Annotated in this window: 8 protein-coding genes; all 8 read left to right on the top strand. The window is 40.8% G+C overall.

Features of this window, described 5'->3' with window-relative positions:
* Positions 1 to 212 precede the first annotated feature (212 nt).
* Positions 213 to 1259 (top strand): spermidine/putrescine ABC transporter ATP-binding protein, encoded by a 1047-nt coding sequence (gene potA / locus AAC978_RS16120; RefSeq protein WP_341549098.1) that lies wholly within the window; start codon positions 213 to 215, stop codon positions 1257 to 1259.
* Complete coding sequence (locus AAC978_RS16115) at positions 1256 to 2080, top strand: ABC transporter permease (RefSeq protein ID WP_341549097.1); 825 nt, start codon at positions 1256 to 1258, stop codon at positions 2078 to 2080. Before potA ends, AAC978_RS16115 begins: the two co-directional genes overlap by 4 nt.
* Positions 2077 to 2868, top strand: coding sequence for an ABC transporter permease (locus AAC978_RS16110; protein WP_341549096.1), 792 nt, complete (start codon positions 2077 to 2079; stop codon positions 2866 to 2868). Before AAC978_RS16115 ends, AAC978_RS16110 begins: the two co-directional genes overlap by 4 nt.
* Complete coding sequence (locus tag AAC978_RS16105) at positions 2865 to 3914, top strand: ABC transporter substrate-binding protein (protein WP_341549095.1); 1050 nt, start codon at positions 2865 to 2867, stop codon at positions 3912 to 3914. Before AAC978_RS16110 ends, AAC978_RS16105 begins: the two co-directional genes overlap by 4 nt.
* A gap of 26 nt (positions 3915 to 3940) precedes the next feature.
* Positions 3941 to 4192 carry a hypothetical protein gene (locus AAC978_RS16100; RefSeq protein WP_341549094.1) on the top strand — a complete coding sequence of 84 codons (252 nt, stop codon included), beginning with the start codon at positions 3941 to 3943 and terminating at the stop codon, positions 4190 to 4192.
* A gap of 444 nt (positions 4193 to 4636) precedes the next feature.
* Complete coding sequence (locus tag AAC978_RS16095; RefSeq protein ID WP_341549099.1) at positions 4637 to 5299, top strand: DUF1287 domain-containing protein; 663 nt, start codon at positions 4637 to 4639, stop codon at positions 5297 to 5299.
* Positions 5300 to 5523: 224 nt separating this feature from the next.
* Complete coding sequence (locus tag AAC978_RS16090; protein ID WP_341549093.1) at positions 5524 to 5925, top strand: helix-turn-helix domain-containing protein; 402 nt, start codon at positions 5524 to 5526, stop codon at positions 5923 to 5925.
* A gap of 115 nt (positions 5926 to 6040) precedes the next feature.
* The coding region (locus AAC978_RS16085) for an APC family permease (RefSeq protein WP_341549092.1) at positions 6041 to 6919 on the top strand (879 nt) is incomplete at its 3' end.

Below are 6919 nucleotides of genomic sequence, written 5' to 3'. Positions count from 1 at the left end.
CGAGTCATAAAAGCTGATAATTTAACATATTTTTGAGCACTTTTCTTTCACCCAATGGGTGAAAGCTGAATTTCGAAGGAACGCATATTTATCAAGGCTTTGATTATGCTTTTTGAAGTACTGACGTAGAATCTAGGTATTAAAGTATTCTTGACGATATTCTGCTAAAATGTAAAATAGACATTGTTATGCTTTTAATTAGGAGGTCAGGTATGAACGAAGAAATCATCAGGCTTGTCAACGTCACGAAAGAGTATGACGGGGTACAAGTCTTAGATAATATAAACTTATATATATTGCGTAACGAATTTATAACCCTTCTTGGCCCAAGCGGTTGTGGGAAAACGACGACCCTTCGGATCATTGGAGGGTTTGAAAATGTCACCAGCGGGGAGATTCTGTTTGAAGACAAGAGAGTTAACGATTTTCCTCCCTATAAGCGAAAAGTAAATACTGTCTTTCAACAGTATGCGCTGTTTCCGCATATGAATGTTTTTGAGAACATTGCCTTTGGCTTGCGCATTAAGAAATTGAACAATAAGACGATACAAACAAAAGTTCTTCAGGTTATGGAGCTCATGAATCTAAGAGGTTTTGAAAAAAGAAATATTGATTCCTTAAGTGGTGGCCAGCGCCAGCGGGTGGCCATCGCTAGGGCTATTGTCAATGAACCTGAGGTGCTTTTACTGGACGAGCCTTTAGCAGCCCTTGACCTCAAGCTAAGGAAAGAGATGCAGATGGAACTGAAAAATATCCAGCAGCGTTTGGGGATTACCTTTGTCTTTGTCACTCACGATCAAGAGGAAGCACTAACCATGTCCGATACCGTCGTGGTGATGAATGAAGGAAAAATTCAACAAATCGGGACACCCATCGATATCTATAATGAGCCCAAAAACGTATTTGTTGCAGATTTCATCGGAGAGAGCAATATACTTGAAGGGGTCATGTTAGAGGACTATATGGTGCGTTTCCATGGTCGTCATTTTGAATGTCTGGATAAGGGTTTTGCTGATAACGAAGCAGTGGACGTGGTCATTCGTCCGGAGGACTTGAAGCTCGTATCCGTAGAGGAAGGCATGCTCACCGGAGAAGTTCGATCTGTAGTCTTTAAGGGCGTACATTATGAGATGATGATTCAGAGCAGCGAGTTCCTCTGGATGGTTCATAGTACTCAGATGGCCGAAGTAGGGAATGAGGTCGGCCTTCAGATTCTTCCCAATGATATACACATTATGAAGAAGGTGAGAGGGGATTGAAAAGAAAATTTCTGACCGCTCCTTATTTGCTGTGGATGCTGATCTTTACGATTATCCCCTTGGTGCTCGTGGTTTATTTTAGTATGTTTGAGACTGGGCCTGACGGGGTTCGGTTTACCACTGAGTATCTAGAACGGGTCTTTGAACCGATCTATCTCAAGGTCATTGGGCGTTCAATTGGGTTGGCTCTTATCAGTACACTTTTCTGCTTGTTACTGGGTTATCCCATGGCCATGATTCTGGCTTCCAAAGAGCTTAAAATGAGGGACTTTCTGATTGTTCTTTTTGTTTTGCCCATGTGGATGAACTTCTTAGCTAGAACCTATGCTTGGATGACTTTGTTGGAGAACAATGGAATTATTAATCAGATCTTGGCGGCCCTAAGCTTGCCTGCTTTAAATATTCTCTATACAGATAAGGCCGTGGTTCTGGGCATGGTCTATAACTTTCTGCCCTTTATGGTTTTGCCCATCTATTCAGTCTTGAGAAAAATTGATCGGTCTCTGATCGAGGCTGCTGAGGATCTAGGAGCCACTCCTGCTAGGACCTTCTTTAAGGTTATTTTTCCTCTAAGTTTGTCCGGGGTGGCATCAGGGATTATTATGGTTTTTATGCCAGCGGTTACGACCTTCGTCATCTCTAGATTATTAGGCGGGGGACAGTATATGCTGATCGGGAACTTAATTGAGCAGCAGTTCTTGACCACAGGGGATTGGGGCTTTGGCTCCTCCCTCGCCCTGATTCTGATGGTATTCTTGTTGCTGACCATGGGAATCATGGCCAAGACTGACAAAGATCAAGAAGGAGGTGGGCTCTGGTGAAGTCCTTCTTGATGAAAAGCTACACTTTCTTGATTTTCTTTTTTCTTTATGCCCCGATCCTCATTCTGATGATCTTTTCCTTTAATGACTCCAAGTCCCGGGGAAACTGGGATGGCTTTACAGTGAAGTGGTATATTGAGTTGTTTCAGGATGGTCAGATTGCTTCGGCTCTGTATTACACCTTAGTGGTCGCCATTATTGCTTCCTTGATCGCTACAGTCCTCGGTACCCTGGCGGCTATCGGTATTAACAATATGCATGGCTTACCGAAGATGATGACCTTAAATGTAACCTATTTGCCCATGCTTAGCCCGGATATTGTTATGGGGATATCCTTGATGCTGCTCTTTATTTTTGTTAAGATTAATTTGGGTTTTATAACCATGCTCTTAGCACATATCACCTTTAATCTACCCTTCGTAATTTTCTCGGTACTACCGAAGCTACGTCAGCTCAATAACGATACTTATGACGCAGCCTTGGATTTAGGGGCTACCCCTTTTGAGGCCTATAAGAAAGTTATTTTGCCACAGATTTCGCCGGGGATTGTTACAGGCTTTTTACTGGCCTTCACCATGTCCATTGACGACTTTGTGGTAAGCTTTTTCACCACGGGCTCCGGAGTATCTAATCTGGCCATCACCATTTATTCTATGGCCAGAAGAGGAATTAACCCGAAAATTAATGCACTGTTAACCTTAATGTTTATATTTATCATGGCGATCTTGGTCTTTGTGAATTACCGGATGGCTAAAGAAAAACAAAGTGAAAAGAGGGAGAAGTATTGAAAAAATGCATATTTAAACAATTGGGAGTGGGTGTGCTCCTTGTAGGAATGGTTTTGGGTCTCGCAGGCTGTGGTGGATCCAGTCAGGAAAAGCTCTATGTCTATAACTGGGGAGATTACATCGATGAATCGGTTCTCGCGGATTTTGAAAAAACCAATAATGTGGATGTCATCTACGAACAATTTGCGACCAATGAAGAAATGTATGTCAAGATTAAAGCTGGGACGGCGAAATATGATGTAGCAATTCCTTCGGATTATATGATCTCGAAAATGATCAAGGAAGATATGCTGAATACGATCGATATGAACGCTATTCCTAATTACGCCAAGATCGATGATCGCTTTAAGAACTTGGCCTTTGATGCCAAGAATCAATACTCTGTACCATACATGTGGGGCACTGTCGGGATCATTTACAACAAGACCATGGTCGATGGAACGATAGATAGCTGGGATGTTTTATGGGATGAAAAATACTCCAAGCAGATCCTGATGCTGGACAGCCAACGGGATTCTATTGCTGTGGCCTTGAAGAAGCTAGGTTATTCTCTAAATAGCCGAGATGAAAAAGAATTGGAAGAAGCCAAAAAATTACTGATTCAGCAGAAGCCTTTGTTGATGGCCTATGTCGGGGATGAAGTAAAGGATAAGATGATCGGTAATGAAGCAGCTATGGCTGTGGTCTGGTCAGGGGATGCAGTCTTTATGAAAGGTGAAAATCCCGATCTGGAGTATGTCATTCCTAAAGAAGGAAGCAATATTTGGTATGATGCTATGGTTATTCCCAAGACCAGCCAAAACAAAGCTATGGCCCAGAAGTTCATCGATTTTATGTGCAGCACGGATATAGCCTATAAAAATGCCGATTATATCGGTTATTCTACTCCTCATAAGGAAGTTATAGAAATGCTACCTGCAGAGCTGACTTCGGATCCTGCTTATTACCCTGCGGATGGTCAATTACAAAACTCAGAAGTTTTTGAAGATCTCTCCGATGTTTTACCAATCTATGATAGAATATGGACAGAGATTAAATCACAATAAAATAAAGCGAAAAGCTTGAGGTTTTTATGAGTAGATTCATAAAGCTTAAAAGACTTCCACTAAAAAAGAATAAGTCACAGAGTGAAACTGAACAGCCTAAATTAGTGATGGACATTATTGAAGAAGATTATCCGGAAAAATATGATACTTTGAAGAATAAGATATATCAGCTCGGTAGGCTGTTTACTCAAGATGAATGGTTAACCATTTTGATGAAATCTCGGGCTGAACATGAACGCTTTTTGCCCAAACACCCGGGCAGGCAAAGAAAGAATTAACTATTAAAGGAAACAATATTTGACATGTAATTATATAGGACACCCCGTGCGGTGTCCTAGTTTTTTAATTAATCACAAAATCAGCATAGGCAGAAGGAGTCACCATGGAGTATAACCTAGAAGAGCGACAAGAGGTTTGTAGTGTTGTCAGTAAGCTTGTAATCTTGAAAATTCACAGATATCCTGCTTCCAATCCTAATGCTGCTGGAGAGATTGTAGATTTTAAATGTAACCAGAGCAGTATAACTTGTGAATCTCGCTGTACTTATAGATTGCTTATGAACGATTATTAAACTCATATTTGAACTTATGTCGCATATAATTACTTCGTTATAGATTACTATGGTGTTAATTATCTCTGGGGTGGTGAGGCCAAATATGTCTCAAAGATTAGAAAAAGAAAAGAAAAGTCGAGAAATCCCTTACATACTTAATAGATTATCTATGGTGATAGGCTTTCTAGCAATATTGTTTCTAAGTCAAGGCTGCAGTAACGAGTTCTCTTACGATATAAAGTACCCAGAACCAAAGCCATACCTTATGGTCCCAACCGTTGATTGCCCTTTGGATAAAGATGGGGATGGGATTAGTGATACAAAGGATATTGTCGCGGGGGCTCGGGACGAGACGGAAAGGAAGCCCCGTTATCGAGATAATTATTATGAAGGGGGTTATCCGCCTGAGAATGAGGGTGTATGCACAGATGTAATCTGGAGAGCCTTCAAGCATGCAGGATATGACCTCAAAAAAATGGTGGATGAAGACATACGGCACAACATCTCTTTGTACCCTCGAGTTGACGGAGAAAGAGAACCAAATATTGATTTTCGCAGAGTTCAGAACCTTAGAGTATATTTTCAACGCTATGGTCAAGAGCTAACTATAGAAGTTTTCCCTGGAGATATTGAAAACCTAACTCAATGGCAGGCTGGGGATATAGTGACCTTTGCCGAACCCTATGAGCATATAGCTATAATCTCCGATCGGCGCCGGCCAGACGGTGTCCCCTATCTGTTACATAATGGAGGACCGGTTGCTTCTGAAGAGGATCGATTGCTTAGTTGGAAAAGTCCCATTACGGGACATTATAGGTTTCCAAAATTCTGAGAGAGTAACTTACCAACACGTATAACAAGTGAATGGAGAAAATATGCACTTATTGATTTTGATCGATAAGTGTTTTTTTAATAAGTGTATTTTTGTTTAATAAGTGCTTTTAGTTCCTCTAGGACTTGTATGCTATCATTAGTGATAGTAGTATTATAATTGAGAACATTATCAATATTAGTAATTATAAAGTTAGATGCTTTAAAGAAAGAGGTGACGATTAAATGGAGGGTAAAGAATTAAACAGTTTATTAAATCCAGTTCGGATGAGAATTTTCCAACTGTTCTTGGGCCATGATACAGAAACGGTGAAAAGGATTGCTGAAGAGCTACCCGATGTTCCACCTGCTAGTCTATATCGTCATGTAAATAAATTACTTGAGGATGAAATAATTGAAGTTTGCGCGGAATATAAAATCAGGGGAACAGTGGAGAGGGTGTATCGTCTTAAGAACAATCCTAGAGTGGGCTTTCAGAAGTATTCTCTTTATCTGAGCGATGGAGAGTGCGATGAATTGGTTCAGATAATCGAGAATATTCTTCGAGGGTTTGAAAATAATAAAACAGATGATGAGCGTAGATTAAGGAAATTTTCCTTCGTGATGATGCGGGAAAATGAGAAGTGAAAGAAATCATAAGTAAAACCAGTGAAGTTATTGAATAATCTCTCTATATTTGCTAAAGTTGTGCATGTGACTAAGTAACCTTGTCAATCATGCTAATAATAGGGGAGTGATGCGTATGGAAAATGAACTGCAGAAAAAGTATGGTTTAGTTACGGCTATCGCTATGGTTATCGGAATTGTCATCGGTAGCGGGGTGTTTTTTAAAGCGGAGAAAATCTTGGTGGCTACTGGTGGCGATCTGCCGTTAGGAATAATGGCCTGGATTATTGGCGGCCTGATTATGATTATTTGCGCTTATGTGTTTGCTACTATGGCTACGCGTTATGAGAAAGTTAATGGAGTTGTAGATTACGCTGAAGCAGCCGTGGGTAGCCAATACGCTTATTATGTAGGTTGGTTTATGACCACAATCTATTATCCGGCAATTACTTCAGTATTGGCTTGGGTTTCCGCTCGCTATACCTGTGTACTCTTGGGCTGGGATATCGTGGGTGCGGAAGCTATGGCATTAGCGGGATTCTATTTGATTGGAAGCTATGCTATAAATGCGCTATCCCCGAAATTAGCGGGAAAATTCCAGGTTTCTACCACGATCATCAAGCTTATTCCTTTAATACTTATGGCTATCTTAGGCACAATTACTGGATTAAGCAACGGTATCTTGGTCGAAAATTTCACAAGTGGAGTTATTGCTGACACAACAACAGCAAATCCTATGTTCACTGCCGTGGTGGCTACAGCCTTTGCCTATGAAGGATGGATTATTGCCACGAGTATTAATGCGGAATTAAGAGATGCCAAAAAGAATCTTCCCCGGGCCCTAACCTTTGGAACCTTGTTTGTAGCACTCATTTATATTTTATATTACACAGGTCTGGCGGGTGCTGTAGAAAACAGTGTTATCATGCAAGGCGGTGAAACCGGTGCTAAAATTGCTTTTGCCACGGTCTTCTCCAGTCTTGGCGGAAATATACTTTTTGTCTTTGTGGTAATT

It is taken from the genome of Desulfitobacterium sp. THU1 (genome assembly GCF_038181555.1).
In the GTDB taxonomy this organism is placed as follows: Bacteria; Bacillota; Desulfitobacteriia; order Desulfitobacteriales; family Desulfitobacteriaceae; genus Desulfitobacterium.
Note: the sequence above shows the minus strand (reverse complement) of the source record. Positions and strands in the feature narration are given on the sequence as shown.

What these genes read in the sequence shown, in the direction of transcription:
- potA (WP_341549098.1), top strand. Translation starts at nt 213, where the DNA reads ATGAACGAAGAAATCATCAGGCTTGTCAACGTCACGAAAGAGTATGAC.
- AAC978_RS16100 (WP_341549094.1), top strand. Translation starts at nt 3,941, where the DNA reads ATGAGTAGATTCATAAAGCTTAAAAGACTTCCACTAAAAAAGAATAAG.
- AAC978_RS16095 (WP_341549099.1), top strand. Translation starts at nt 4,637, where the DNA reads ATGGTGATAGGCTTTCTAGCAATATTGTTTCTAAGTCAAGGCTGCAGT.
- AAC978_RS16090 (WP_341549093.1), top strand. Translation starts at nt 5,524, where the DNA reads ATGGAGGGTAAAGAATTAAACAGTTTATTAAATCCAGTTCGGATGAGA.